This is a genomic window from Microbacterium sp. Y-01 (assembly GCF_003856715.1).
Classification (GTDB): Bacteria; Actinomycetota; Actinomycetes; order Actinomycetales; family Microbacteriaceae; genus Microbacterium; species Microbacterium algeriense.
In genome coordinates this window covers 1,664,326-1,690,219 of sequence record NZ_CP024170.1, presented here as the reverse complement: position 1 = coordinate 1,690,219, position 25,894 = coordinate 1,664,326, and the positions used below count along the sequence as shown (strand labels likewise).

The 25,894-nt window shown below is 70.2% G+C and carries 24 protein-coding genes and 1 tRNA gene; 7 read left to right on the top strand and 18 right to left on the bottom strand.

Going from position 1 to position 25,894, the window contains the following annotated elements:
- Complete coding sequence (locus CSX12_RS07885) at positions 1 to 903, top strand: aminoglycoside phosphotransferase family protein (RefSeq protein WP_124895428.1); 903 nt, start codon at positions 1 to 3, stop codon at positions 901 to 903.
- On the opposite strand, the gene pepN is transcribed toward CSX12_RS07885, so the two are convergent.
- Together pepN and CSX12_RS07875 are read right to left on the bottom strand one after the other, a co-directional pair.
- Positions 875 to 3,361: an aminopeptidase N gene (gene pepN, locus CSX12_RS07880; RefSeq protein WP_124895427.1), complete on the bottom strand. Its 2,487-nt coding sequence runs from the start codon at positions 3,359 to 3,361 to the stop codon at positions 875 to 877. The genes CSX12_RS07885 and pepN overlap by 29 nt on opposite strands.
- 50 nt (positions 3,362 to 3,411) lie before the next feature.
- Positions 3,412 to 5,856, bottom strand: a complete 2,445-nt coding sequence (locus CSX12_RS07875) for a tetratricopeptide repeat protein (RefSeq protein ID WP_124895426.1) — start codon at positions 5,854 to 5,856, stop codon at positions 3,412 to 3,414.
- A 128-nt stretch (positions 5,857 to 5,984) separates the two neighbouring features.
- Between CSX12_RS07875 and CSX12_RS07870 the strand changes: the two genes are divergently transcribed.
- Together CSX12_RS07870 and CSX12_RS07865 are read left to right on the top strand one after the other, a co-directional pair.
- Positions 5,985 to 6,482, top strand: coding sequence for a hypothetical protein (locus tag CSX12_RS07870; RefSeq protein WP_124895425.1), 498 nt, complete (start codon positions 5,985 to 5,987; stop codon positions 6,480 to 6,482).
- Positions 6,483 to 6,484: 2 nt separating this feature from the next.
- The gene (locus CSX12_RS07865) at positions 6,485 to 7,489 is read left to right on the top strand and encodes a hypothetical protein (protein ID WP_241160587.1); all 1,005 of its coding nucleotides are present in this window, start codon (positions 6,485 to 6,487) and stop codon (positions 7,487 to 7,489) included.
- Here the strand turns inward: CSX12_RS07865 and CSX12_RS07860 are convergent.
- From CSX12_RS07860 to CSX12_RS07850, 3 genes are all read right to left on the bottom strand, one after another.
- Positions 7,455 to 8,468 carry a DNA topoisomerase IB gene (locus CSX12_RS07860; protein WP_017204462.1) on the bottom strand — a complete coding sequence of 338 codons (1,014 nt, stop codon included), beginning with the start codon at positions 8,466 to 8,468 and terminating at the stop codon, positions 7,455 to 7,457. The two genes, CSX12_RS07865 and CSX12_RS07860, sit on opposite strands and share 35 nt — an antisense overlap.
- A 90-nt stretch (positions 8,469 to 8,558) precedes the next feature.
- Positions 8,559 to 9,050 carry a hypothetical protein gene (locus CSX12_RS07855; RefSeq protein WP_017204461.1) on the bottom strand — a complete coding sequence of 164 codons (492 nt, stop codon included), beginning with the start codon at positions 9,048 to 9,050 and terminating at the stop codon, positions 8,559 to 8,561.
- A gap of 9 nt (positions 9,051 to 9,059) precedes the next feature.
- A complete protein-coding gene (locus CSX12_RS07850; protein ID WP_346773347.1) occupies positions 9,060 to 10,439 on the bottom strand; it encodes an MFS transporter in 1,380 nt (459 codons plus the stop codon).
- 18 nt (positions 10,440 to 10,457) lie between these two features.
- On the opposite strand from CSX12_RS07850, the gene CSX12_RS07845 reads away from it, so the two are divergent.
- Both CSX12_RS07845 and CSX12_RS07840 read left to right on the top strand, forming a co-directional pair.
- The gene (locus CSX12_RS07845; protein WP_017204459.1) at positions 10,458 to 10,742 is read left to right on the top strand and encodes a metalloregulator ArsR/SmtB family transcription factor; all 285 of its coding nucleotides are present in this window, start codon (positions 10,458 to 10,460) and stop codon (positions 10,740 to 10,742) included.
- Positions 10,739 to 11,131, top strand: a complete 393-nt coding sequence (locus tag CSX12_RS07840; RefSeq protein ID WP_164479551.1) for a VOC family protein — start codon at positions 10,739 to 10,741, stop codon at positions 11,129 to 11,131. The genes CSX12_RS07845 and CSX12_RS07840 overlap by 4 nt, the downstream gene beginning before the upstream one ends.
- A gap of 61 nt (positions 11,132 to 11,192) precedes the next feature.
- Here the strand turns inward: CSX12_RS07840 and CSX12_RS07835 are convergent.
- From CSX12_RS07835 to CSX12_RS07795, 9 genes are all read right to left on the bottom strand, one after another.
- Positions 11,193 to 11,264 (bottom strand) — tRNA-Gln (locus tag CSX12_RS07835).
- Positions 11,265 to 11,363: 99 nt separating this feature from the next.
- Positions 11,364 to 12,869, bottom strand: a complete 1,506-nt coding sequence (gene gltX, locus CSX12_RS07830) for a glutamate--tRNA ligase (RefSeq protein WP_124895423.1) — start codon at positions 12,867 to 12,869, stop codon at positions 11,364 to 11,366.
- A 146-nt stretch (positions 12,870 to 13,015) separates the two neighbouring features.
- Complete coding sequence (locus CSX12_RS07825; protein ID WP_124895422.1) at positions 13,016 to 13,780, bottom strand: class I SAM-dependent methyltransferase; 765 nt, start codon at positions 13,778 to 13,780, stop codon at positions 13,016 to 13,018.
- Positions 13,780 to 15,036 carry an MFS transporter gene (locus CSX12_RS07820; protein WP_124895421.1) on the bottom strand — a complete coding sequence of 419 codons (1,257 nt, stop codon included), beginning with the start codon at positions 15,034 to 15,036 and terminating at the stop codon, positions 13,780 to 13,782. Before CSX12_RS07820 ends, CSX12_RS07825 begins: the two co-directional genes overlap by 1 nt.
- The gene (locus tag CSX12_RS07815; protein ID WP_124895420.1) at positions 15,033 to 15,809 is read right to left on the bottom strand and encodes a fumarylacetoacetate hydrolase family protein; all 777 of its coding nucleotides are present in this window, start codon (positions 15,807 to 15,809) and stop codon (positions 15,033 to 15,035) included. Before CSX12_RS07815 ends, CSX12_RS07820 begins: the two co-directional genes overlap by 4 nt.
- 125 nt (positions 15,810 to 15,934) lie before the next feature.
- Positions 15,935 to 16,915, bottom strand: coding sequence for a hypothetical protein (locus CSX12_RS07810; RefSeq protein WP_124895419.1), 981 nt, complete (start codon positions 16,913 to 16,915; stop codon positions 15,935 to 15,937).
- A 190-nt stretch (positions 16,916 to 17,105) separates the two neighbouring features.
- The gene (locus tag CSX12_RS07805; protein ID WP_017204452.1) at positions 17,106 to 18,206 is read right to left on the bottom strand and encodes a branched-chain amino acid aminotransferase; all 1,101 of its coding nucleotides are present in this window, start codon (positions 18,204 to 18,206) and stop codon (positions 17,106 to 17,108) included.
- Between the two features lie 62 nt (positions 18,207 to 18,268).
- Positions 18,269 to 19,312 carry a 3-isopropylmalate dehydrogenase gene (locus CSX12_RS07800; protein WP_124895418.1) on the bottom strand — a complete coding sequence of 348 codons (1,044 nt, stop codon included), beginning with the start codon at positions 19,310 to 19,312 and terminating at the stop codon, positions 18,269 to 18,271.
- 81 nt (positions 19,313 to 19,393) lie between these two features.
- Complete coding sequence (locus tag CSX12_RS07795) at positions 19,394 to 20,929, bottom strand: MFS transporter (protein WP_124895417.1); 1,536 nt, start codon at positions 20,927 to 20,929, stop codon at positions 19,394 to 19,396.
- Positions 20,930 to 21,025: 96 nt separating this feature from the next.
- Between CSX12_RS07795 and CSX12_RS07790 the strand changes: the two genes are divergently transcribed.
- A complete protein-coding gene (locus tag CSX12_RS07790) occupies positions 21,026 to 21,568 on the top strand; it encodes a TetR/AcrR family transcriptional regulator (protein WP_124895416.1) in 543 nt (180 codons plus the stop codon).
- A gap of 61 nt (positions 21,569 to 21,629) precedes the next feature.
- Here CSX12_RS07790 and serA read toward each other — a convergent pair whose 3' ends face one another.
- The 3 genes from serA to CSX12_RS07775 form a co-directional block, all read right to left on the bottom strand.
- Complete coding sequence (gene serA / locus CSX12_RS07785) at positions 21,630 to 23,234, bottom strand: phosphoglycerate dehydrogenase (RefSeq protein ID WP_124895415.1); 1,605 nt, start codon at positions 23,232 to 23,234, stop codon at positions 21,630 to 21,632.
- 141 nt (positions 23,235 to 23,375) lie between these two features.
- On the bottom strand, positions 23,376 to 23,714 hold the full coding sequence (locus CSX12_RS07780; protein ID WP_017204447.1) for a hypothetical protein: 339 nt from the start codon (positions 23,712 to 23,714) through the stop codon (positions 23,376 to 23,378).
- Complete coding sequence (locus CSX12_RS07775) at positions 23,711 to 24,172, bottom strand: hypothetical protein (protein WP_017204446.1); 462 nt, start codon at positions 24,170 to 24,172, stop codon at positions 23,711 to 23,713. Before CSX12_RS07775 ends, CSX12_RS07780 begins: the two co-directional genes overlap by 4 nt.
- 84 nt (positions 24,173 to 24,256) lie before the next feature.
- Here CSX12_RS07775 and CSX12_RS07770 point away from each other — a divergent pair, with 84 nt between their 5' ends.
- Complete coding sequence (locus tag CSX12_RS07770; protein WP_017204445.1) at positions 24,257 to 25,186, top strand: hypothetical protein; 930 nt, start codon at positions 24,257 to 24,259, stop codon at positions 25,184 to 25,186.
- 13 nt (positions 25,187 to 25,199) lie between these two features.
- On the opposite strand, the gene CSX12_RS07765 is transcribed toward CSX12_RS07770, so the two are convergent.
- Positions 25,200 to 25,868: a GntR family transcriptional regulator gene (locus CSX12_RS07765; protein ID WP_124895414.1), complete on the bottom strand. Its 669-nt coding sequence runs from the start codon at positions 25,866 to 25,868 to the stop codon at positions 25,200 to 25,202.
- Between the last annotated feature and the right edge of the window lie 26 nt (positions 25,869 to 25,894).

Sequence of the window (25,894 nt, the reverse complement as noted above, 5' to 3'; positions counted from 1 at the left end):
ATGGCGGACTCGCCGGCGGCGGAGCGCACACTCGCGGAGGACGAGGTGCGCGAGCTGGTGCGCACGGTCTCCCCCCGACTCGCTTCGCTCCCGCTGAGCCGCGTCGCAGAGGGCTGGGACAACGTCACCTGGCGCCTCGGCACGGACCTCGCCGTCCGCGTCCCGCGGCGCGAGCTCGCCGCGACGCTGATCCGGCATGAGCACCGCGCACTCCCCCAGCTCGCGATGCGCCTCGCCGCGGCAGGCGTGCGGGCGCCGCTGCCGGTTGTCGCCGGTGCTCCCACATCGACGTTCCCGTGGTCCTGGTCGATCGTGCCGTGGCTCCCCGGCGAGCACGTGCTGGGGCTCCCCCGTCACCGCAACACGGTGTGGGCCGGCCAGCTCGCGACCGTGCTGTCGGTGCTCCACCAGCCGGCTCCCGATGACGCACCGCACAACCCGGTGCGCGGGGTGCCGCTGCGGAGCAGAGACGACAGCATCCGCTCGCGTCTCGCCGAACTGCCCCCGCGGGTCGCCACTCCTCTCGCCGCACTCTGGGAAGCCGGACTCGACGCTGCCCCGGCCGCCGAATCCGTATGGATCCACGGCGACCTGCACCCGGGGAACATCCTGGCGGACGGGGACCGCCTCGTGGCCCTTGTCGACTTCGGCGATGTGACAGCGGGAGACCCCGCCTACGACCTCGCCGCGGGCTGGCTCGTCTTCGACGCGGAGGGGCGACACGTCTTCCGCCGCGCCACAGCCGACAGATACGACGAGGCCACGTGGCTCCGAGCCCGCGCATGGGCCGCCGCCGTCTCCGCCATCCTGTGCCACGCCAGCGACGACCGCGACGACCTCCGCGCCGTCGGATTCGACACCGCCGCCGAGCTCATCAGCGCGGCAGGATCCCCCGCACCCTGAGATCGCGCTGCAGGTGATCGCGCTGCTCGACGATGAGTCGACGAAGCGCGGCAGGCGCATCCGCATTCTCCGCGAGCCAGCTGTCGACGAGCTCCAGCGATTCCGTGGCGGGGAACAGTCCGAGGACGAGCCGCCTCGCGATCTCGATGCTGCGGTCGGCCCAGGCTGCTCCGATCCGATCGAAGTACTCGCCGTCGAAGCCCGCGATCAGGTCGCGGCGTCCGCCGGCGCGGAATCCGCTGATCTCGGCATCCAGGTGGTCGTTGCTCAGTGACCGGTCGGTCCAGGCCGCCTCCCACGCCGCGCGACGCACCTCCTGGTCCGGACGCGACGCGCGTGCCCGCCGCGCCGCCGTGCGCCCGTCGCCGGTGTCATCGCGTTCCAGCTCGGCCTCGACCTCGGCCTGATCGGCATGGCCGGTGGTCACGAGGGCGGTCAGAAGCTGCCAGCGCAGGTCGGGGTCGACCACGAGTCCATCCGGCACCTCGCCGTCGAGAAGCTCGCGCACCCGCTCGTGATGCAGGTCGTCGAAGCTCGACGCGGTCGCGAACGCCCGCGCCCAGGAGAGCTGCGCATCGCTGCCGGCCTCTGCGGCTTGCACCGCACTCCACACGGTGTCCGTCCAGGTGCGCTGCTCCTCGTCGCGGCGGACATCTCCGACGAAGTGGCGGAGCGTGTACACGGCGTTCGCAAGCACCCCGGTGAGCAGCCCGATGTTGGGCTCGGCAGGCGCGTGCGTCCGCACGATCGCGAGGTAGCGGCCCGGTTCGAGCTCGCCATCGCGGACGGCGTTCCACAGGGAGGACCACACGAGCGCGCGACCGAGGGGGTCGTCGATCGCGGAGAGGGACTCCTCGACGGTGCGCAGCGATCGTTCGTCGAGACGTGCTTTCACATAGGTGAGGTCGTCGTCGTTCAAGAGCGTCAGATCGGCATCCGGCAGCTCGACCTCTGTGCGCTCGCCGGTGACGTCGATCTCACGCTGCTCCCGACGGACGATGCGTCCGTCGACCCGATCGTAGGCTCCGATGCGGAGACGATGCGGGCGCGGATCGGTCTGGACGACGAAGCGCCGCCCGTCGGCGTCGGCCTCCATCCAGAGCGTCGACACGCCGGAGGTCTGCAGCCACGCCGCCGACCAGTCGCGCATGTCGCGGCCCGAGACCGCGCTCAGCTGCACGAGGAAGTCCTCGAGCGTCGTGTTCCCGAAGGCGTTGGCGGCGAAGTAGCGTCTGGCCCCCTCGAAGAACGCGTCGTCTCCGACGAACGCGACGAGCTGCTTGAGCACGGCGGCGCCCTTGGCGTACGTGATCCCGTCGAAGTTCAGCTTCGCGGCCTCGAGATCGGTGATGTCGGCCACGATCGGGTGCGTCGTCGGGAGCTGATCCTGCTGGTAGGCCCACGCCTTGCGGCTCGCCGCGAACTTGACCCAGGCGTCGTGATACCGCGTGGCGACCGCCGACGCGTGCGCTCCCATGTAGTCGGCGAACGATTCCTTGAGCCACAGGTCGTCCCACCAGGTCATGGTCACGAGATCGCCGAACCACATGTGCGCCATCTCGTGCAGGATCGTGTTGGCGCGAGCCGCCCGCTGCGCGTCCGTGGCCGCACCGCGCGACAGGTAGCCCTCCGTGAAGGTCACGAGCCCGGGGTTCTCCATCGCGCCGAGGTTGTACTCCGGCACGAAGAGCTGGTCGTACTTGCCCCAGGGATAGGGGTACGCGAAGGCGTCGTCGAAGAAGTCGAGCCCCTGCCGGGTGACGTCGAGGATCTCCTCGGCCTCGAGGTGCTCGGCGAGGGACTGCCGTACCAGCACGCCGAGCGCGACGTGCTGGTCGCCGCGCGCCCATTCTCCATCGACCCGGACATAGGGGCCGGCGGCGACCGCGGTGATGTAGCTCGAGATCGGCAGCGTGGGGGCGAAGGTGACCCGCTGCACGCCGACGCCGAGGTCCAGGTGGGCGGGTGACTGGTTCGAGAGCACCTGCCATCCGGACGGCGCGTCGACGACGAAGGTGTACTCGGCCTTCATATCGGGCTGCTCGAAGCACGCCATCACGCGTCGCGAGTCGGCGGGCTCGTACTGCGTGTACAGGTAGGTGCGCTCGTCCGCGGGGTCGTGGAAACGGTGCAGCCCTTCGCCGGAGCGGCTGTACACTCCCACGGCTTCGACGCGCACCACGTTCGATGCGGCCAGGTTCGTCAGCGCGATGCGAGCGCCGTCGTAGTCGACGGGCTGCTCCACGCCGTTCACCTCGACCCGCTGGACCTCTTCGCCGATGAAATCGATCCAGGTGCTGTCGCCGGTCGTGTCGAACTCGAGCGTCGTGACCGTGGGGAAACCGGTGCGGGCTCTTTCCGGGGCTCCGGTGAGGTCGAGTTCGACGCGGACGCGGTGGAGGGTGACGGCCGCGGATCGCGCCGCCGTCTCCTCCCGGGTCAGATTTGCGGTGTGCATCCCACCATCCTGGCATCTTCGGTGGAAAGGCTGGTGAACGGGACCACGCCTCAGACAGCAGCGAGACGATGGCCCATCGCGGCGTAGAGACGACGCGACGCAGCCCTCCGCGCCTCGGCCTCGTGTTTCTCACCCCGGGCGTCCGCGACGACGGCGAGCAGCGCATCGCTCCGCGCCACCTCCGCCCGGTCGCCCGTCGCCTCCGCGACGCTGCGTGCCTCACGCGCGTGCCGTTCCGCCTCGCGCCACCGCGTCGCATCCGCCGCGGCCCCGTCGACGAGGATCTCGGCGAGAGAGTTCGCGGCTTCCGTCGCGATGAGCGGGGATCCCGCCTGCTCCGCCTCCGCGAGCACCCGCTCGGCTGTCGCCCGCGCCGCGGCGGTAGCACCTCGGCGGCCGCGGATCCGCGCCGAGAGCAGGTCGAGATCTGCGGAGGTGCCGAACTCGCCCGCCACGCGCAGCGTCTCCTGGGCGTCCGCGCACCGACGCAGAGCGAGCTCATCGTCGCCGCGGGCCTCCGCGACGAGCGCCAGCGTCCTGCGCACGAAGGGAAGGGAGGCGACGCTCGACGACGCGAGAAGCTCCTCCAGCTCCGCCTCGGCCTCGGCCAACCGACCCCGCGCGAGCAGGAGCAGCGGACGGTTGCCCCGCACCACCGCGATGTTGAGGTCGTCGCCCTCTTCGAGGGCGATGCGCAGAGCCTGCGCGTATCCTTCCTCCGCCTGCGGATAGCGGGCGAGGATGCGCAGCGTATCGGCGTGGTTCCCCCTCGCCCGGCCCTCCACCACGCGGTCCCCCACCGCGCGAGCGATGTCGATGGCTCGGCGATACGACACGAGGGCCTCATCCAGGTGGCTCATCCAGCGCTGGACGTTGCCGATCTGGTTCCAGGTCCGCGCCGACGACACCCCCACGGCGATGCGTCGCACGCGATGCAGGGTGATGAGGGCCTCGTCCAGTCGGCCCAGCTTCTCGGCGCACTGCGCCACCCCGAGCGCGATCTCGGGGACGAGCTCCAGCCCCCGTCCTCGTGCGGCGAGATCGTGCAGCTGCAGCGATTCACTCCAGAGCGACCACCGTGCGAGATCGGGGTGCGCGTCCAGCGCCAGCCTCTCGACCGCCCCGTCCAGGTCGTGCTCGCGCGCGGCAGCGGCGACCGCGAGCACCGTGCCCACCTCGCGGGGGGCGTAGTCGGGATCTTCGGCGATGAGGGCCAGCACCGCATCCGCCGCACGCTGCACGAAACGCCGCCGCGTCGATGACGGACGCAGGGCGCGGGACCGTTCCGCCGCGAAGGCGAACACCGTGTCGTGCATCGTCACGCGGCCCGCGTGCCGTTCCAGCAGGTGCCGGGCCTCCAGCCTCCCCAGCGCCTCCTCGGCATGCGGGCCCACGGCGGCCCGGAGCACCGCCTCGTCCAGGTCGCGATCGAGCAGGGCAGCGTCGGCGAGCACCTCCGCGTCCGGCGAGGACAGGGACCGGGTCGCGGCCTCGAGGACCGGACGGATCCGGGCGTCGCGCGGCTCGTGCTCGAAGCGGGAGGCGAGGTCGTCGAAGGACCAGCGCGGGTGCTCCCGCACGATGCCGGCGAGCATCGCGATATCCAGGGGAAGGCCGCCGCCGACCGCGACGATCCGGCCGAGCGCCTCGTCGTCGATCCCGCCGCCCCGGTCGCCGGAAGCGGCACCGCGGGAGTCCGCGAGGAGCGCGGTCAGCAGCTTCCGCGCCTCCGCGTCCGCCATCGGCGGCACCACGACGCGAGCCACCGCGACGCCGCCGCCGGGAATCCGCAGCTCGAGATCGGCCGGGTCGCGCCGCGTCGTCACGAGGAAGCGGACGCCGGGGACGAGCAGTGCGCCGAGCCGCTCTGCATCACCGGCGTCCTCGATCACGACTCGCGTCCGGTGCGCGGCTCGAGACAGTTGCGCGCGTAATCGTGAGAGCTCGTAGGGAAGGGAGCGCACGCCGAGCGCGCTCAGCATGCGGCGGAGGATGTCCACGGGGTCTGCCAGCGGGCGGTCCGGATCCGACTCCCGCAGCTCCACCGTGAGCACGGGGTCTGGGCCGGCCAGCGCGGATGCCAGGGTCGTCTTGCCGACGCCGGGAAGGCCCGTCAGCACGACCACGTCCGCATCGGGGATCGTCGCCATCAGCGCCTCCCGCCCTGTCGCGGTTCCCGCTCTCTCCCGTGCCGCGAGCACCACCTCGACATGCACGCCGGACCGTTCGCCGTTGAGCGCTCGTGCCGCCGCGCGCCACGTCTCCGCGTGCTCCGGCGAGCCGCCCAGTGCGCGCACGATGTCCCCCACGAGCCGGACGTCGACCCGACGGCGCCCGGGACGGAAGCAGTCGTACACAGTGACCTTCGCGGGCTCGTCGCCGTCGCGGAGGTCGCCGATCCGACGCGCGATCTCCGCGTAGGAAGGGGTACCGGCCGCGACGCGCAGCCGCCCCAGCCCCGCACTGAGCTCGTCGAACGTGCGAGGGCCGGGCATGTCCTGAGCCTAGGGCAGAGCGTCGACGTACGGCCGTTCGGATTCGTTCGGGGTTCCACGGGAGGCTGTCCGCGCTCCGTACGCTCGGCTCCGGAGCGGGCACCCGCACGGACAAGGAGACAGACGACATGACCACACGCGCATCGATCGCCGCGAAGCTCGACGACTTCGCCTTCCAGAAGGTGAACTTCGGCGGCTTTCTGATGAACAAGCGCGCGAAGAACTCCCACGCCCTGTGGACCCGCGCCTCGGAGAAGGGCGTGACCGAACTCACGATCCTCGCCTCGCGCGACTTCGGCGAGGGCAACGTCTACGACGTCGCCGCGTTCACGCTGGACGGGAACGTGCCGGAGCATCTGCTCTCCGAGCTGCGGACCGAGGCGGACCGCCTGGCCGACAGGATCAACCTCCGCGAGCACGGCTACGTCTACACCTGCCTGGAGCCGTGGGACGGCGGTGGATCGATCTGGATCTCGAAGAAGCCGGAGTTCCGGGCGCTGAGCCGGCCCGACGAGGGCGTGTACGTCATCCCGATCCAGCGTCTGAGCGGTCTGGGCGAGCCGCGATGGCTGGCATGGGCCCGCGATGCCGGGCAGCTGAACATCGCGGTCGTCTACAAGCCCTGACGGTGGCCCGGCACGGACGCGCGGGAGCGGTGGGCGCACCGGGGGGCGCGCCCACCGTCCTGCTCCTCGGCGGGCTCTCCCTCGCCTACCTCGGCATCGCCGCGGCCGTCGCTCTGTACCTCCTCCCGGTCGGCTTCGGCCTGCAGGGGTCGGTGCGCCTGGCGACTCAGTTGGCCGTGCTGCTGGCCGGCGCGCTGCTCGTGGGCACCACAGCCGCGCGCATCCGTCGTCATCAGCGGCGTCAGGCGGTTCTCGCCGACCTCGCCTCAGGCTTCGGATGGACCTATCGCGTCGACGTCGGCGACCGCATGTGGGGCGGGTCTGTCGATGAGCAGATCGATCGCGGGAACCGAACCTCCACGGACCTCATCGACGCGCGAGACACCGAGGTGCCCTTCGATTCCGTGGAACGCACCTTCGTCGTCGGCGACGGGGAGGGGGCGACGATGCACACCGTCCGGGCAGTGCGGATCCCGCTGCCGAGCGAGGTGCCGCGCATCGCGCTGCGGTCTCGGCGCGGCGCCGGTGCGCTGAGCCTGCTCCCCCGTCGGCCTCGCGGCAGGACGGAGCTGCGCCTCGAGGGGAACTTCAGCGATGTGTTCGAGGTGTCCGTACCACCGGGATACGAGACGTCGGCGCTGTACGTGCTGACACCTGATCTGATGGCCGTGCTCCTCGACACCAGCGCCGACCTCGACCTCGAGGTCGTCGACAGCACTCTGCACGTGTACTTCCCCGCGCTCGACCTCACCCGCCCGGAGGAGCTCGGTCGGTTCCTGACGGCTATCGCGGTGCTGCACGACCGGTTCGGACGCCGCACCCTGCTCTATCGGGACGAGCACGCCGAGTCGCTGGATCCCGAAGCCGTGCGACGAGCAGGCGACACCCTCGCGCACCGTGCCAGGGAACTGGAGACCAGGGCGCGCTGGTGGCCGGTGCTCGTGGCCGTGCTCACCCCGCTCGTGCCCCTGGTCATCGCCGTCGCGTGGATCGCTCTCGCCGATTGACCTTCCGCGACGTCTCCGGTCCACCCAGCAGACGTCGGATCGCCGTCTCCGGGGTGACGTCGAGGTCGAGCGTCCTCCCCCGTCCGTACTGGCGGAACACCCGGGGGTCGATGTAGCTGTTGCGGGCGACGGCGGTCGTGTTGCCGAGGGCCGTCGCCGCCGCCTGGACGGCCAGGCGCTCCGCCTGGCCGCGCTGTCCTCGTCGATCCAACGGGCCGATCCGGGCGAGGGCGTCCGCCGCGATGATCGTGCCGTGCAGCGTCCGGAAGTCCTTGGCGGTGAACGTCGCCCCGAGAACGTCCTTCAGATACGCGTTGACCTCGGCGGGTGTGATCTTCACACGCCGACGCCCTCGGCGGTACGCCAGCAGGAACGCGTTGGAGGATCCGGCCGCGAAATCCGTGAGCGCATCGGCCAGGGACTCGTCGGTGATCTCGATCGACGCGGTGCGCCCGCTCTTCGCGGGGAACGACATCGCGACGTCACGCCCGTCGATGCGCACGTCGCGTCGTCGGAGCGTGGTCAGGCCCCGACTGCCGTGACGTGCGAGGTACCGTTCCGACCCGATGCGGAGCGCTGCGTCGTCGAGCAGTCGGAAGGCGATGGCCAGAGCCCGCTCCTTCGTCTGTCCCTCTTCGCGCAGCGCCTTCGTCACCTGCGCTCTGGCGCTGGGCAGAGCCGCGGCGAGGTCGAGCGCCCGCACGAACTTGCGCCGGTCGCGCGACACCCGCCAGAGCGGGTGGTACAGGTACTGCTTGCGTCCGGCCTGGTCGATGCCGACGGCCTGGATGTGCGCGAGCGGGTCGGCAGCGATCCACACCTCGCGCCAGGCCGGCGGGATCACCAGGTCGTTGATGCGCTCGCGGTCGGCCTCCGGTGCCGACGCACCGCTGGGATCCACGTAGCGGAATCCCGACCCGGAGCGCTGTCGACGGAATCCCGGATCCACACCGGGAACCACTCTGCTCAGTCGCGCCATCCCTCGCCTCTCCTCTTCGTCGCTGTCTCCACGACGATGGCGGATGCCGCCGCGACGGGAAAGGGAGTGGTCACGCCACCGTGCCGCGTGCTAGGCGGTCGGTGCGTCCTTCGCGAAGACGGCCCGCATGTGGTCGCTGGTGAGGAAATCGGCGATGCCGATCATGATGAGGCTGAACACGATCTGCTCCGTCACCATCCACACCGGATAGAGACCGGGGATGGCTGCCATGACGAGCGTGATGACAGGGAAGATCTGAGCGAAGAGACGCAGTCGCTGATACGCCCACCGCCACCCGCGCCGTGCCCGCCATGCGAAGTAGAACAGCGTCGCCGTCATGGCCAGCACGATCAGCGTGCGCATCCATACCGCGAAGGGCACGCTCTCACCGTCGACCGCGAGCAGCAGCGCGACGACGACCGCGCCGACACCGAGCACCAGTTCGGCGACGAGCAGCCAGAGGATCCAGGTGAACGCGCGGACCGTCCGGGGGTGGGTGCGACCGGCATCGCTGATCAGGACGCCGGCCTGCCGCCCGCCCGCGATGCGATCCAGTCGGAGGAACAGGGGTTCGAGGGCCATGCTCGGAGCCTAGACCGGCGGCGTCCGCTCGACATCGTCCGTTCGATGGACGTCGACGCTCCCGTTGGCCGATGTGGGAAGCACCCGCTCCAGCACGAACGCCAGCACACCGACGGCGAGGCTGCCGGCGACCATGAGCGCGATGAACCAGCCGCTCACTCCCGCGCCCAGGAGCACACCGGCGACAAGCGGGCCGAGGATCGCCCCGCCCTGGAACGCCGCCGAGTTCAGGGCGTTGTAGCGCCCGCGCGTGCGGTCGGTGGCCAGGTCGTTGTAGATGGCGGGGATCGTCGGCTGCATCATCGTCTCCCCGAAGGCGAACACGCCCATGAACGCGATCACCGCGATCGAGGCCGTGACCGAGTCGGGAAGCAGACCGGCGGCGCCGAGCATGACCCACGAGACCGCCCAGATGAGCGCCATGACCTGCATGACCCTCGTGCGCCGTCGACCGTTGATGAGGCGGAGGACGGCGAACTGCAGCAGCACGATGACCGCTGTGTTCACGGCGAACGAGATGCCGACCACGGCGGTCGACACCTGAGCGATCTGTCGGGCATAGGCAGGGAAGCCCGCCTCGATCTGCCCGTAGCCGATGAAGACGGAGAAGAACGTCAACAGCGTCATCCAGAGCACCGCAGGACGCCGGAGGATCTGGCGATAGCCGCCCTCGACGGCGACATCGGGGTCGGGATCCGGCTGCGTGCGCACGTGACGGAGCGGCCCGAGGAGCAGCGCGAGCGGGATCAGGCTCGTCGCCGCGTCGATGAGGAAGATCGTCGTGAAGGTCGAGGGATCCGTCACGTCGACGAAGAAGCCGCCGATGATGCCGCCGACGCCGATGCCGAGGTTGACCAGGGCGAAGTTCACGCCGAAGTACTGCTGGCGGACCTCGCCGTCGACCACCGAGGCGATCAGAGCGTTGAACCCGGGCCAGGACACCCCGAAGTTCACGCCGATGAGCACGACCGCCACGGTCGCGACGGCGGGATGCGTGGCGTAGGCCAGGAGCGTGCAGCCCGCGATCATCGACAGCAGACCCACGATCAGCACGCGGCGGGCGCCGAAGCGGTCGATGAGCGTGCCACCGGGTCCCGTGACGACGAGGCCCGTGATCGCGATGAGGCTCATCAGCGCCCCGGAGAACCCGAGGTCGAAGCCGCGGACCTCATGGAGGTAGATGATCGTGAACGGCAGCGTCATCCCGCGTCCGAGAGTCTGGATCGCCACGGTCGACAGCAGCCAGCGCCCCTCGGTGGGCAGGGCGCTCCAGAAGCTCTTCATTCCGATCACCTCGGTATTCTCGCGGATACCGCCGACGCCGCCGTCCACGAGCATGTCCGCCGACCGTCCTGCGTGTCCCCACACCCTTGACAGGCAAGCCTCCACTTGCCTATTCTGCGATGCATGACGGACGTGTACCGGGCTCTCGCCGACCCCACCCGTCGGGGCATCCTCGACCTCCTGGTGGAGCGCGACGGGATGACCCTGTTCGAGATCTGCGGTCGCCTCGCGACGGCAGGGACAGGGTCTTCGCGCCAGGCGATCTCCCAGCACCTCGCAGTCCTCGAGGAGTGCGGGCTCGTCCGCTCCGCCAGGGTGGGTCGCACCAAGGTGCACCACCTCCGCACCGAACCCCTGCGCGAGATCACGCGCCGGTGGCCCATCGATGGAGAGGAAGACCGAAGATGAGAGCACGACTGCACGTGATGAGCGTGTTCGTGGACGATCAGGCCAAGGCCCAGGAGTTCTACACGGACAAGCTCGGCTTCGTCACGAAGAGCGATGTCCCCGTCGGCGACTTCCGCTGGCTCACGGTCGTCGGCGCCGACGCGCCCGACGGCGTCGAGCTGCTGCTGGAGCCTGACGAGAATCCCGCCGCCAAGCAGTACACCCGAGCGCTCGCCGAGCAGGGCATTCCCGCGGCATCGTTCGAGGTCGATGACGTCGACGCAGCCTACCGAGAGCTCACCGGGCAGGGCGTGGTGTTCGTGCAGCCGCCGACCGATGGCGGCCCGGTGCGCATCGCCGTCCTCGATGACACCTGTGGCAATCTGATCCAGCTGGTCAGCCCGGTGTGAGCGGAGACGACAGAAGCCCGGAGATCCGATCTGCAGCGGATTTCCGGGCTTCTGTGAAGTGCTGGGGTACCTGGACTCGAACCAAGAACAACTGAACCAGAATCAGCCGTGTTGCCAATTACACCATACCCCAAGGGCGAAACCGGAGCCTCGCACCGAGAGTCAAGCTTACCCGAGCGGCGACCGATCGCCAAAACCACCGGCGTGTGCCGCCGCTCGGGCGCGTCGCGACTCAGCGCGCGAGGAACGCGGAGAGTCCGCGCAGCCGGCGCAGCGACTCCTCTTTGCCGAGCAGCTCCATGGACTCGAACAGCGGCGGCGACACCCGGCGGCCCGTGATCGCGACGCGCGGGGGCCCGTAGGCCACGCGCGGCTTCAGCTCAAGGTTCTCGACCAGCGCCGTGGACAGCGCGTCCTGGATGCTCTCCGGCGTGAAGTCGTCGACCGGCTCCAGCGCTGCGACGCAGGCGTCGAGCACGTCGGCGGCGTTGGCCGGCAGTCCCTTGAGGGCATCCTCGTCGTAGGAGACCTCGTCGCGGAACAGGAATCCGACCATCCCGGGCACGTCGCCCAGCAGCTGCACGCGCTCCTGCACGAGGGGCGCCGCGCGGAAGGCGAGCACGAGCTGCTCATGGGTCGGCTCATCGAACAGGCCGGCGGCAGCGAGGTAGGGCACCGTGCGCTCGGCGAAGTCCTTCACGTCGAGCATCCGGATGTGGTCGCCGTTGATCGACTCCGCCTTCTTCTGGTCGAAGCGCGCCGGGTTGGGGTTGACGTTCTCGATGTCGAACGCGGCGATGAACTCGTCGAGCGAGAACACGTCGCGGTCCGGACCGATCGACCAGCCCAGGAGCGCGAGGTAGTTCAGCAGTCCCTCGTGGATGAAGCCGCGCTCGCGGTGCAGGAACAGGTCGGCCTGCGGGTCGCGCTTGGAGAGCTTCTTGGTCCCGGTCTCCCCCAGTACGAGCGGCATGTGTGCGAAGCGGGGCACGAACGTCGTGACACCCGCGTCGATCAGGGCGGCGTAGAGCGAGAGCTGACGCGCGGTCGACGGCATGAGGTCCTCGCCGCGCAGCACGTGGGTGATGCCCATCAGCGCATCGTCGACGGGGTTCACGAAGGTGTACAGGGGCACACCGTTGGGGCGAACGACGACGAAGTCAGGGAAGGAGCCGGCGGGGAAGGTGACCTCGCCGCGGATGAGGTCGACGTAGGTCAGGTCCTCGTCGGGCACGCGAAGGCGGAGCGCGGGCTGACGACCCTCGGCGCGGAACGCCTGCTTCTGCTCGTCCGTGAGGTCACGGTCGAAGTTGTCGTAGCCGAGCTGCTTCGCTCGACCGTTCGCCTCATTGCGGGCGTCGATCTCCTCGGCCGTCGAGTAGCTCTCGTACAGCGCCCCCGAAGCGAGGAGCTTGTCGATGACCTCGCGGTAGATGTCGTGGCGCTCGGACTGCCGGTACGGCGCGTGCGGACCGCCGACCTCGACGCCCTCGTCCCAGTCGATCTCGAGCCAGGTCAGCGCATCGACGAGCTGGCGGAAGCTCTCCTCGCTGTCACGGGCGGCGTCGGTGTCCTCGATGCGGAACACCATCTTCCCGCCGTTGTGACGGGCGTACGCCCAGTTGTACAGAGCCGTGCGGACCATGCCGACGTGCGGCAGTCCGGTCGGCGAGGGGCAGAAGCGGACGCGGACGTCGGCACCACTGACGGTCGTGGTGAGGGGGTGAGGGGTAGCCATAGCCCTTCGATTCTACGGGGACCGGCCGCGCACCTGTCGGCCGGGAGCGCCGACGGCGACGGCGAGCACGGCACCTGCGGCGACTCGTCCGGCGAGAGCGGACATGGCTCGGACCGCAGCGCAGTGCGCACCGCGTCCACGGGAACTCAGGGCGACAGGTTCACGGCGACCGCCGCACGGTGTTCCAGGGGCAGGAAGCCGTCGACGCCGCGCTCGTCCGCGACGGCCTCGAACGCCGCACGGAACCGCCGACGCTCATCGGAGGCGAGCGCGGTGTAGAGAGCGCCGGCACCGGCCACGCCGCCCTCGACCGACCTCCAGAGCCTGTTCGGGTCGGCGTTCCAGGTCCAGCCGCGCTCGGTGACCACCGGGCGCTCCAGACCCGCGTCCCGCAGCATCCGCGCGAAGCCGTCGGGGGTCCGCTCGAAGTCCTCGTCGGCCGGGAGCTTCACCCCGACGAACGGCGCCACGCCCGCGCGTTCCGCAACGTCCACCCAGAGCCAGGAGGGCGAGAGCGTCCAGATCGTCGCGACCACGGCGCCACGGCTCACGCGCCGCAGTTCGGCCGCCGACCTGCGTGGCGAGTCGACATGGTTCAGCACGAAGTTCGCCACGACCACGTCGACGGCACCGTCGGGGAACGGCAGATCCGGCAGTCCCGCATCGATCATGTCGACCTGCGGACGGTCGCGATGCGCCACCGCCCGCATGGAGGCCTCCGGCTCGCACGCCTGGACGCGCCATCCCGCGTCGGCCCAGGCCGCAGCGAGCTTTCCGTCGCCGGCGCCGACGTCGAGCAGGCTGCGTCCGTGCGGTGCCCCGAGTGCGCGCTGCATCGCGGGCAGGGTCCCGGCACAGAGTGCGGCGTAGGAGGCGGAATACGCCTCGCCGACGCCGGCCCAGTCCTTCATCAGACGCGGGAACGCGCGAGCGGGGACAGCGCCACGATCGCGATGACCAGGATGAAAGCGGCCACGCCGAGCCCCGCGTACTGGAAGTTCGCCAGCACCACGCCGGCCAGCACCGACCCCGCCGCCGCGGACAAGCTCATCAGCGAATCGCTGCGGCCTTGCCTGCGAGTGCGGAGCTCGGGGGCGGACGCCTCGGTGAGAAGCGCGGCACCGGCCACCGTCGCCGCGCTCCATCCCAGGCCGAGCAGGATGAGCGCGACCATGACTCCCCACGCCTCCGTGCCGGTGAACACCGCGAACGCCAGGGCACCGGCGAGCAGCACCTGTCCGAGCAGCACCACCTGCAGCCTGCCCCAGCGGTCGGCCAGCACACCGAAGACGGGCGACAGCGCGTACATGCCGCCCACGTGCAACGCGATCGTGATCCCCACGAGCGCTGACACATCGGCGGGGGTCGCAGCCATGCCCCCGGCACCGTGCGCCATATGCGAGAGATGCACGGGCGTCATGGCCATGACCGAGGCCATGACCACATGGGATCCGGCGATCGCGAAGATCGCGTACCGGGCGACGCGCGGTCGATCGACGGCCACCGCACCGGCGGTCGCGGCGGACGCCTTCGCGAGCCGCTGCGCCGCGAGCAGCGGGTCCGGACGCAGAGCGACGACGTAGAGCACGAGCGCCGCGCACTGCGCCACGAACGAGAAGAGATACGAGCCCGTCTGCGGCGGCATCCCCACCGCCTGCCCGACGATCTCGCCCGGCCCGAGAAGGAGCGGACCGGCGACCCCGCCGATCGTGGTCGACCACACGACGATCGACAGATCCCGGCCGCGATGCTGCGGTGCCGCGAGGTCGGTCGCCGCGAATCGCGACTGCAGGTTCCCCGCGTTGCCTGCGCCGATCATCAGGATGCCGACGAGCAGCAGCGGGAAGATCCGCAGAGAAGCAGCGAGGATGACGACCGCGATGCCCACCAGGGCGAACAGGTTGCCGAGCGTGAGCGCACGACGACGCCCCACGCGAGCGGCGAGGCGGGCGAGCGGGATGGCGCACGCGGCCGCTCCCAGCGTCACCGAGGCCGTCGCCAGACCGGACAGCGCGTCGTTGCCGGAGATGTCCGCCGCCAGAAGCGCACCAAGCGAGACCGTGGCTCCGAAGGCGATCCCGCCGAGCACCTGCCCGAACGACAGCACCAGGACGGTCCGACGCTGGACCGTCGCCTGCTGCCTCGCCGTGAGGGCGATGTCGGTCATGTCGCGGGAACGGCGTCGCGCACCGTGTTGCGCAGGATGCCCAGCCCGGAGATCTCCACCTCGACCACGTCGCCCGCCTCGAAGGTGCCCACGCCCGCGGGAGTCCCCGTCATGATGACGTCGCCCGGCAGCAGTGTGAACACGGCGGAGGCGTACTCGATGATCGCCGGCACCGAGTGGATCATGTCGGTCAGCGGCGCGTGCTGGCGCACCTCGCCGTTGACCCGCGTCTCGATCGTGGCGTTGGCCGGATCGAAGTCCGTCTCGATCACGGGCCCGAGTGGGCAGAACGTGTCGAACCCCTTGGCCCGGGACCACTGTCCGTCCTTGCGCTGCAGATCACGGGCCGTCACGTCGTTGCCGATCGTGTAGCCGAGCACGTAGTCGAGCGCATTCTCGGACTTGACGTTCTTCGCGATCTTCCCGATCACGACGACGAGCTCGCCTTCGTACTCGGTGCGCTCGGAGAGCGTCGGGCGCACGATCGTGTCGCCCGGTCCGATGACGGCGGTGTTCGGCTTGAGGAACAGCAGAGGTTCCTCCGGCGCCACTCCCCCCATCTCGGCCGCGTGGTCGTGATAGTTCTTCCCCACGCAGACGACCTTCGACCGCGGGATGACCGGCGCGAGCAGAGCGGCATCCGCCAGCGGCACGCGTGCGCCCGTGGTCTCGTATCCGGCGAACATCGGATCCCCGGCCAGGACCACGAGCTCGCGCTCGTCGATGATCCCGTACATGATGGCTTCGTCGTGGCTGAACCGGGCGATCTTCATGCCCCCAGCCTAGATCCCCCGCGTCCCGTCCCCCACCCGTCGAAACCCCGGTTTGTCGCCCAGACCCCGGGCTGCTCGCGAAGGCAGGGCGGGGTCTCGCGGGGATTCCGGGGTCTCAGCGGGGCTCATCCGGGAGGACGGATGCCGAACGCGGCGAGCCGGCGCCCGAGGTCCTCCGGCGTGCGGATGTGTCGGGAGCCCCAGCGCACCACGCGCCATCCCGTGACCCCGCGGATCTCGTCCTCGCGGTGCTTCTCCGCCATCACCGCATCGGTCGCCGTGGCGGCTGTCCGCAGGTCCGCATCCCGGTACTTGTCCTCGCCGTCGAACTCGCCGAACGCCTGCGACCGCAGGAAACCGAAGTCGGCGAAATAGCGTGCGCCGTCGGAGCCCACGATCGGGATCTGCAGATCGACGTCCCGGAAGCCGAGCCGATGGAGCTGGAGGCGGCTCACACTCTCGCCCGGGAGCTGGGCCCGTCCGTCGGCGAAGGCAGCGATCCACCGCGCGCGCCGCACACCCCGGAGCCCTGCCGCGCACAGCCCCTCGACCTCGGCCCGCCACGCCGCGACGGCGTCGAGGTCGACCGCGTGCCCCTCGACCGAGATCAGGCGCAGGGCCGCGTCCCCCGCGGCGACGACGGCCTCCGGACGCAGCAGTCGGGCGAGGTCGAACACCGTGCGAGTCAGCGACGTACACCGGAGCCCGTGCCGCGAGACGATATCCGCCTCATCGAGCGCCAGCTGATGTCGGATGACCCCGGCTTCGGTCCTGGTGTGTCGACGACTGCGGATCGCCGTGTGCACGTCGTCCCGGATCGGCCCCACGAGCGGCAGCCCCCAGAGCGCCGCCGCGGAGAGATGCGAGAACACGGGACCTCCGCCGGGGCTTGCTCTGCGGACGGCGCAGACCCGGACGAGCTGCCGTCCCTCGGGCCACAGCTCGTCCCAGACCTCCGCGTCGACGTACGCCCCGCGGTGCACGCGCATCAACCTGCCGACTCCGACCGCCGCCGCCAGCTCCCGCTCCGTCAGCCCCGCGTAGAGGACATCCTCGCGCGACCGCACGAGATCCCAGGCTTCGGAGAACGAGAGGCGCCGCGACATCCCCTCACTCTCCCCCGCTCACCCTCTCCTCCCCCCGTTCTCCACACTCCCACCCCTCATCTCGCGCATCCACCTCCCCTGTGCAGGAACCATCCCAGCGCGCGAGACCCCGGGTACACGCCGAGACCCCGCCTTCCACGCGTCGACACGGCGGGGTGTCGGCGGGAAGGCGGGGTCTCGGGGAATGGAATCAGGCGTCGAGGCGGAGGAGCCAGCCGTGCTTGTCCTCGCGGCGGCCGTACTGGATGTCGGTGAGCTCCTCGCGGAGGGACAGCGCCAGCTCGCCCAGCGGCTGCGGCTCGTCGAAGCCGTCGCCCACGAGCGCGCCGATCGGGGTCACGACCGCGGCCGTGCCACAGGCGAACACCTCGACGATGTCGCCGGAGGCCACTCCCTCGCGCCACTCGTCGATCGAGATCGGACGCTTCTCGACCGTGTAGCCGCGGTCCTCGGCGAGCTGCAGCAGCGAGTCGCGCGTGATGCCCTCGAGGATGCTGTCGGACTCGGGTGTGACGACCCGGCCGTCCTTGAACACGAACACGACGTTCATGCCGCCGAGCTCCTCGACATCGCGGTTCTCGTTGAGGAACACCACCTGGTCGCAGCCCTTCGCGCTGGCCTCGGCCTGCGGCAGGAGGCTGGAGGCGTAGTTGCCCCCCGTCTTCGCCTTGCCGGTGCCGCCGCGGCCCGCGCGGGCGTAGTCCTCGGAGAGCCAGATCCGAACCGGCTTCACGCCGCCGGTGAAGTAAGCGCCGGCGGGGCTCGCGATCACGTAGTAGGCGACCTTCTGCGCGGCCCGCACGCCGAGGAAGGCCTCCTTGGCGAACATGAACGGCCGCAGGTACAGGCTCTGGTCGGCGCCGGAGGGCACCCAGCGGCCGTCGACCGCGATCAGCTCTCGCAACGACTGGATGAAGTACTCGGTCGGCAGCTCCGGCAGCGCGAGGCGGCGGGCGCTCGCCTGCATGCGCGCGGCGTTGCGGTCGGGACGGAAGGTGTGGATCGAGCCGTCGGCGTGCCGGTAGGCCTTGATGCCCTCGAAGATCTCCTGCGCGTAGTGCAGCACGGAGGCGGCGGGGTCGAGCGGGATCGGACCGTAGGGCTGCACGCGCGGACGGTGCCAGCCGCCCTTGGCCGACCAGCAGATGTCGACCATGTGGTCCGTGAAGACGACCCCGAACCCGGGGTTCTCCAGCACCTCGGCGAGGCGGGCCGGCGAGGCCGCGTTCAGGTTCTTCGTCACGGCGAACTCCAGGGGAGCCACGCTCGTCTCGGCGTCGATCGTCGTCATGTCATCATCCAATCCTCGTGGGGCGGGCGCATCCTCGCGCCCTGTCAGCCTACGCCCGCCGTTCAGAGACGGGCAGTGATCGCGGAGCCGATCTCCGCGGTGGTGCGGGCACCGCTGCGGGCGGCGATGTCCGCCTCGACCGCGGCGCTCACCCGCGCCGACTCGGCCGTCAGGCCGAGGTGGTCGAGCAGCAGCGCGATCGAGAGGATCGCGGCGGTCGGGTCGGCCTTCTGCTGACCCGCGATGTCCGGCGCCGAGCCGTGCACGGGCTCGAACATCGACGGGAAGTTGCCATCGGGATTGATGTTCCCGGAGGCGGCGAGGCCGATGCCGCCCGTGACGGCGCCGGCGAGGTCGGTGAGGATGTCACCGAAGAGGTTGTCGGTCACGATCACGTCGAAGCGCGAGGGATCGGTGACCAGGAAGATGGTGGCGGCGTCGACGTGCAGATAGTCGACGGCGACGTCGGGGTGCTCGGAGGCGACCTCGTTCACGACGCGCTGCCAGATGGCACCCGCATGCACGAGGACATTGGTCTTGTGCACGAGGGTCAGTTTCTTGCGCCGACGCTCCGCGAGGGCGAACGCATAGCGGACGACCCGCTCGACACCGAAGGCCGTGTTCACGGAGGTCTCGTTCGCCACCTCCTGCGGCGTCCCCTTCCGGATCGCCCCGCCGTTGCCGACGTAGGGGCCCTCCGTCCCCTCGCGGACGACGACGAAGTCGACCTCGCCCGGGTTCGACAGCGGACCGGGCGCCCCGGCGAAGAGCTTCGACGGACGCAGATTCACGTAGTGGTCGAGCGTGAAGCGGAGCTTGAGCAGCAGTCCGCGCTCGATGTTCGCATCCTTCAGCCGCGGGTCCCCCGGGGTGCCGCCGACCGCTCCGAGCAGGATCGCGTCGTGGGCGGAGATCGCGGCGAGGTCGTCGTCCGTGAGCGTGTCGCCGGTCTCGAGGAACCGGCCGGCACCGAGCGAGAAGCGGGTCTTGTCGAACGTCACGTCGCTGTCCGCGGTGACGGCGTCGAGCACCTTCTCCGCCTCGGCGATGACCTCGGGACCGATGCCGTCACCGGGGATGACGGCCAGCTTCACGACACGCGACATGAGACTCCTTGCGCACTGCACGGGGGTGGACCGGCTCCTGCCCGACCGGGAGCAGGCGAGCCGGTCCTCCCAGCGTACTGGTCAGTGCGTGGGTGCCTTGCGCAGTGTGACGGCGGCGATCACGCCCGCCGCGACCACGAGTACCGCGCCGATGAGCGAGGTCACCATGACTCCGGAGCCGAATGCCGCGGCCGCGGCATCCCACAGCGCCGCGCCCAGAGCGCCGGGCAGCTCCTGGGCGGCCGTGTACGCGCCGGCGAGGGTCTCCCCCGCCGCATGCGCGACATCCGCGGGCAGTCCATCCGGAAGCACGAGTGCACCACGGTAGAAGGCCGTGATGATGCCGCCGAGCACCGCGGTGCCCAGCACGGCGCCGAGCTCGTACGCGGTCTCGGACACTGCACTCGCCGCACCGGCCTTGGCCGCCGGGGCGCTCGAGAGGATCAGCTCGTTGGAGATGGTCTCGGCCGCGCCGATGCCGATACCCAGCACCACGAACGCGATCACGAGCGGCAGCACGCCGTGCTCGTGGGTGGTGAAGGCCACGATCAGGTAGCCGGCGACGGAGAAGGCCAGGGCCGCGGGGATCACGATGTGCGGCGGGACGCGCCGCGAGACCGGCACCACGGTGAGCCCGGCCACGATCATCGCGACCATTCCGGGCACGAGCGCGAGCCCTGCCACCATCGGCGACAGGCCCAGGACGAGCTGCAGATGCTGGGAGACGAAGTAGAGGAAGCCGACGAGCGCCACCACGCTGAGCAGGTTCACCAGGATCGCCCCGGAGAACGAGCCGCGCGTGAAGAGGGCCATGTCGAGCATCGGCGTCGTGGCTCGGAGCTGACGACGCACGAACAGGTAACCCATCCCGAAGCCGAGCAGCGCCCACGCAGCGGCCGTGAGGCTCGGACCGTCCACCGCCAGGGACTTGATCGCGTACACCACCGGGATCATGGTCGCCATGGACAGGAGGATGCTGAGGAGGTCGATGCGACCCGGGTTCGGGTCGCGGCTCTCCGGGACGAGGAGCGGTGCGGCGACCAGCAGCGGGATCAGGACCGGGACCGCGATGAGGAAGACCGAGCCCCAGGCGAAGTGCTCGAGCAGGAAACCGCCCACGATGGGGCCCAGGGCCGACCCCGCGGAGAACGCCGAGGCCCACACCGCGATCGCCATGCGGCGCTGGTCGCGGTTCTGGAAGATCGAGCGCAGGAGCGAGAGGGTCGACGGCATCAGCATGGCGCCGAAGAAGCCGAGCAGCGCCCGCGCCGCGATGAGCAGCCCGGCCGTCGGGGCGAACGCGGCGAGTGCCGAGACGGCGGCGAAGCCCGTCGCGCCGATGAGGAGCAGCTTGCGACGACCGAACCGGTCCCCGAGCGTGCCCATCGTCACGAGGAGTCCGGCGAGCACGAGGGGGTACACGTCGATGATCCACAGCTGCTCGGCCCCGGTCGGCGCGAGCGCGATGGAGATCTCCGGGAGCGCGAAGCTCAGCACCGTGTTGTCCACCGACACCAGCAGCACCGGCAGCATGAGGACGACGAGCGCCATCCAGCCGCGGACTCCGACGCGGGGAGCTTCCGTCTCTGTCGTCGGGACCGACGCAGTACGGGTCATGGAACACCTCTCAGATTCGTGATCACACGGTTAGTGAACCGTCCGGATGGTATAGTAACAGAATCCGGCCCGTCCCAGCTGTGCAGAGGATCCACGATGCCCCGACCTCCCCTCGCCCGCGAGAAGGTGCTCGACGCCTTCGAAGAGATCCTCATCATCGAGGGAGAGCGGGCCGCGACTCTCGAAGCGACGGCCAGAGCAGCGGGCGTCTCCAAGGGCGGGCTGCTGTATCACTTCGGCTCGAAGGAGGAGCTCGAGGGCGGACTCCTCGAGCGCCTCGATCACCTCACGACCTTGGACCTCGAGCGCATGACGGCCGCCGAGGAGGGTCCCGTCGCCTACTACGTGCGCACCTCCGTGATGGAGGACGATGCGCTCGACCGGGCGCTCATCGCCGCGACCCGGCTCGCCCAGGGCGGCTCCACCCGCGCGGGCGACATGCTCCGCGAGACCCGTCGGCGGTGGGCCGCGACCATCCGCCCGCACGTGCGCGACAACGCCAGCCTCGACCTCGTGATGCTGGTCAGCGACGGGCTCTACTTCAACAACTCGCTCGACGTGCACGGACCGGAGCGGCTGGTCCCCCGAAGCCACGAGCTCGCCGATCTGATCGCGCTGGTCCTGAAGGCGACCGCCTGACGCCGGCGGACACGGAAGGGGGCGGGAGCTTCGCGCTCCCGCCCCCGTGACGTGCTTCGGCTCAGATCTCGGTGATCTCGATCTGGCGGAACAGGTCGGCGTCGATCGCGTCGCGCACGTCGTCGAGCAGTTCGTCCGACACGGGCGAATCCAGCGTCAGCACGCTCAGCGCCTGTGCGCCAGCCGCCTGCCGGGCGATCTGCATCCCGGCGATGTTGATGCCGGCCTCGCCGAACTTCTGCCCGTAGACGGCCACGATGCCGGGACGATCGGTGTAGAGCATCACGACGTGGTGCTTCTCGATCGGCAGCTCGAGCGCGTGGTCGTTGATGCCGACCAGCTTCTCGGCCTGCTTCGGACCGGTCAGCGTCCCCGACACGGACAGCTGCGAGCCGTCGGACAGCGCACCCGTGAGCGTGATCACGTTGCGGTACTCGTCGCTCACGTCATCCTTGAGCAGCCGCACCGCGATGCCGCGCTGCTCGGCGAGGAGCGGCGCGTTCACGTACGACACGGTCTCGCTGACGATGTTGGTGAACACGCCCTTCAGCGCAGCGAGCTTCAGCACGCTCACGTCGTACTCGTTGAGCTCGCCGTGCACCTCCACGTCGAGGCTGGTGAGCGGCGAGGTCGCCAGGGCGGCGAAGATCTGGCCGAGCTTCTCGACCAGCGAGATACCGGGGCGCACATAGGGGTCGATCACACCGCCGGCGACGTTCACCGCGTCGGGCACCAGGTCACCGCCGAGGGCGAGGCGCACCGAGCGGGCGACCGAGACGCCGGCCTTCTCCTGCGCCTCCTCCGTGCTGGCGCCGAGGTGCGGTGTCACGACGACGTTCGGCAGGCCGAGCAGCGCGTGCGCCGTGCCGCCTTCGACGGGCGGTTCCGACGTGAAGACGTCGAGCCCGGCGCCGGCGATCTCGCCCGCGATCAGCGCTTCGCGCAGGGCCTCTTCATCGATCAGGCCGCCGCGTGCGACGTTCACGACGAAGGCGGTCGGCTTCATGGCCTTGAACTGCTGGGCACCGATCATGCCCGTGGTCTCGGGCGTCTTCGGCATGTGGATCGTGAGGAAGTCGGACTCCGCGACGAGCTCGTCCAGCGAGAGGAGCTGCACGCCGAGCTGCTGGGCGCGCGCGGAGGTGACGTAGGGGTCGTAAGCGACGACGCGCATGTCGAAGGCGGCCAGGCGGGCGGCGACGAGAGCACCGATCCGGCCGAGGCCGACGATGCCGACGGTCTTCTCGAACAGCTCGGCACCGGTGAACGAGCTGCGCTTCCACGCCCCCGCTGACAGCGAGGCGTGCGCGGCCGGGATGCGGCGGGCCAGGCTCAGGATGTGGCCCACCGTGAGCTCGGCGGCCGAGACGATGTTGGAGGTCGGCGCGTTGACGACCATGACACCGGCAGCCGTCGCGGCCTTGATGTCGACGTTGTCGAGACCGACGCCGGCTCGGGCGACGACCTTCAGCTTCGGGGCGTGCGTCAGCGCTTCCTCGTCGATGCGGGTGGCCGAGCGGACCAGGACGGCGTCCGCATCCGCCAGCGCGGCGAACAGCGCCTCGCGGTCGGTGCCGTCGACGTCACGGACGTCGAAATCGGGACCGAGGGCCTCGATCGTGGCGGGAGAGAGTACTTCGGCGATGAGCACGACGGGCTTCGGCACAGTGGATCCTTCGGGGCAGCGCGGCAGGCGGGAGGGGCCGATGCGCCGCACACCATGGGGGCGCGATCGCGTCAACTCTACCCGAGGGCCCATGCGGTCCCGTGCCGTGTGACACCCCGCGCAGGGCGGGATCGGCAGCGATCAGGCGCTGGGAAGAGTCAGGCTCAACGCGATCAGGCTCATCCAGAACACGGCGACGATGCCCAGACCGGCGAGGAACACCAGCGCGAGCTCCCCGACGCTGCGACGCCGACCGATGGCATAGGCGAAGGCGAAGACGATGGCCGGGAAGACGACGCCGAACAGCAGAGTCGCCCAGCCGCCCCCCGTCAGTCCCGTCTGCGCCATCGTGATCAGGTGGGCGACGGCGTTCCAGACCGCATACGCGTAGAAGAGTCCGGCGAGCCCGATGACGAGACCCACCAGCCAGCGAGGCGATCGGGCGACCGACGATCCGGTGTTCGAGGGGGAGGTCATCATCCGATCGCTCCTACGGTGACGAAGGGCCAGGGAACGAGCAGCACGACCCCGGCGAACAGCACCGCGATGCGTATCCACGCCGCCCGCCCTCGGGTGAGGACCCAGCTCGCGAGGAACCACAGCGCGGGTGCGGCGATCGCCAGCACGAACCACGGCAGGAACATGGCGTCCGAGACGAGGAACGACGCCAGCGGCTGCAGCCGCAGTCCGCCGATCAGCCAGCCGATCGTGTAGAGGAGGTAAATGCCGCCGACGACGCCCAGGATCAGCAGCATCGGAGTGCTCAACCCCACGGGTTCCTCTTCCTGCGGGGCGACGACGGTGCCGTCGTCCGCGAGGCGTCCGACCTCGTCGCTCCCCCTGCCGACGGCATTCCACCCTGGCGGGAGCGCTCCGTCCTTCGCGGGTGCCACCTCGTCGCCGTCCCAGCTCAGGGCGTCGTCGGAATCGGAAGTCATGTCCCCCAGCGTAGGACACCCGGTCCACTAGGATCGGGGTTGCCTTCAGCCGGAGCGGCGGGCAGCGGACGGAAAGGGAGCACCGTGGCCGAGAGCGACAGGACCGACGCCGGCATCGAGCATTCCCCGACGACAGAGCCGCCCGCAGGGTGGGTTCCGACTCCCGCGGCGAAGGCGAAGGCCACCCGTTTCCGGTGGATCGCCGGCGTGCTCTGGGCGCTCGCGATCGTCGGCGAGGGCGTCGGCATCTTCTGGCTCCTGCGTCAGCGGGTCTTCGTCGGCGAGGACGGCACGCTGGTGCGCGACCCCGACACGGGGCTGCTGGAGGAGCAGGGGGTCACGGCGACGTTCCCGCAGTGGGCGTTCATCACACTCCTCGTGCTGCTCGTCGTGATCGCCGCCCTGTCCATCACCGGTTCCGTGCTGTGGAAGAAGGCCAATCGCCTCGACCCTGCACGCCGATCGGACAAGACGCGGTTCTTCGTGCAGAACCAGCTCGGGGCCATCATCGCGGTGGTCGCCTTCCTCCCGCTCGTGATCCTGGTCTTCCTGAACAAGGACATGGACAAGGGACAGAAGGCCACGGCCGGGATCGTCGGCGTCGTGCTCGCAGCCCTCGCGGTCTTCATCGGCGCCGACTTCGACCCGCCGTCCGTCGAGCAGTACACCGCCGACCAGTCGGCCGTGATCCAGCTCCTCGGCAAGGACGAGGTCGTCTGGGTGGACGGAGGCAAGGTGTATCACGTCTGCGACGAGGTGCCCGCGATCCAGACCGGCAGCGAGATCCGCACGGGTACGACCGCGCAGGCCGTCGAGGCCGGCAAGATCCGTCTGACGCTGCAGTTCGCCTCGGAGCTGCGCACCTGCGGCCTCCCGGTCCCCGAGAACGACGAGGAGATCACGGAAGCGCTGCGGGCGATCCAGGCCGGCGAGGTCGACACCGTGCTGCCCGCTCCCGAGTGGGCTGACCCCGCCGAAGCCCCGATCCAGGTCGAGGACGCGCCCGCCGAATAGGCCGGCGACGCGGCTACTCCCCGGAGAGCGCCTCGACCAGGCGCTCCTCGGCGGAGGAGAGATGCGCCTCGAGGAGCGCTGCTGCGCGCTCCCCTTCCCCGGATGCGACCGCGTCGAGGATGTCGGCGTGCTGCGCGGCGATGTCTGCGGCGTCGAGCAGCTTCCTCCCTTGCACCTGCGCCATGCACAGCCGCACCTCGTCGAGGACGCTGCGATACATCCGGCCGGTGCGCTCGCTCGACAGCGCGTCGATCAGAGCCGTGTGGAAGCGCAGGTCGGGATCCACGGTCGCCGGGTCGGGCCCTGCCGGCATCGCGAGAAGCTCGGCGTTCGCATCGACCGCGGCCCCGGGGACGGCACGCCGTGCGGAGAGCTCGCGCAGCGCTGCACTCTCCAACCGCGTCCTGGTGCGGTAGACGTCGCGCACCGTCTCGGGGTCGATGCCGACCACGCGAGCACTGCGATGCGCGGTGCGCACCAGCAGCCCGCTGGCGACGAGCTGCTCGATCGCCGCCTTCGCGCTCGGTCTGGCCACCCCGTACGTCTGCGAGACGGCCGCTTCGGTGAGGGGCGCGCCGGAGCGGATGGCACCGCTCAGGATGCGCTCCCGCAGCTGGGCGGTCACCGCGTCCACGACGCCGACGATCCCGAGGGGCGCGGGCGGGGTCTCGGTCGTGCTCATCGCCCCAGCCTAATGAAGGACCGCGG